The organism is Streptomyces sp. CC53, assembly GCF_001865245.1.
GTDB lineage: Bacteria > Actinomycetota > Actinomycetes > Streptomycetales > Streptomycetaceae > Streptomyces.
On the sequence record NZ_MKXB01000106.1, the window covers coordinates 74,919 to 75,717 of the forward strand.

At 72.0% G+C, this 799-nt stretch carries 1 protein-coding gene; it reads left to right on the forward strand.

Annotated elements, in window-relative coordinates; translation table 11 throughout:
* Nucleotides 1-799, forward strand: a 799-nt coding sequence (locus BJP40_RS10480) for an ERAP1-like C-terminal domain-containing protein (protein ID WP_177204350.1), incomplete at both ends; no start/stop codon positions are given.

Here is a 799-nt window from a genome sequence, read left to right on the forward strand (position 1 = left end):
AACGAACACGACTACACCTACGCCAAGATCCGCCTCGACGCCCACTCCGAGGAAACCGCCCTGCGCACCCTCTCCGGCGTCCCCGACCCCCTCACCCGCGCCGTCCTCTGGAACACCCTCCGCGACATGGTCCGCGACGGCGACCTCGACCCCGTTGCCTACGTCGAAACCGCCCGCGCCCACCTCTGCGAAGAGACCGACGTCGCCATCGTCCAAGCCGTCCTCGGCTTCGCCGGCGACCAGATCGCCGACCGCTACCTCCGCGCCGAACAGCGCCCCGACACCCTCACCACCCTCAACGACCTCACCCGCGACCTCATCCGCCGCACCGAGGACGGCTCCCACCCCGGCCTGCGCCTCACCGCCGTACGCCACTACATCGACACCACCACCCGCACCGGCACCCTCCACGGCTGGCTCGCCGACAACAACGTCCCCGGCGGCCCCGACCTCGACCCCGAGCTCCGCTGGCGCATCCTCAAGCGCCTCGCCGTCCTCGGAGCCGTCGACGACACCCACATCACCGCCGAACTCGACCGCGACCCCAGCGCCACCGGACTGGAAGGCGCCGCCCGCTGCCGCGCCGCCCTCCCCACCCCCGAAGCCAAAGCCACCGCCTGGGAGCGCATGTTCCACGAGGACACCCTCTCCAACTACCTCTTCACCGCCACCGCCCAAGGCTTCTGGCAGCCCGAGCAACTCGACCTCCTCCAGCCCTACGTCACCCGCTACTACCCCGAAGCCACCGCCCTCGCCGCCCGCCGAGGCCCCGCCATCGCCGCCGCAGCCGGCCGCGACG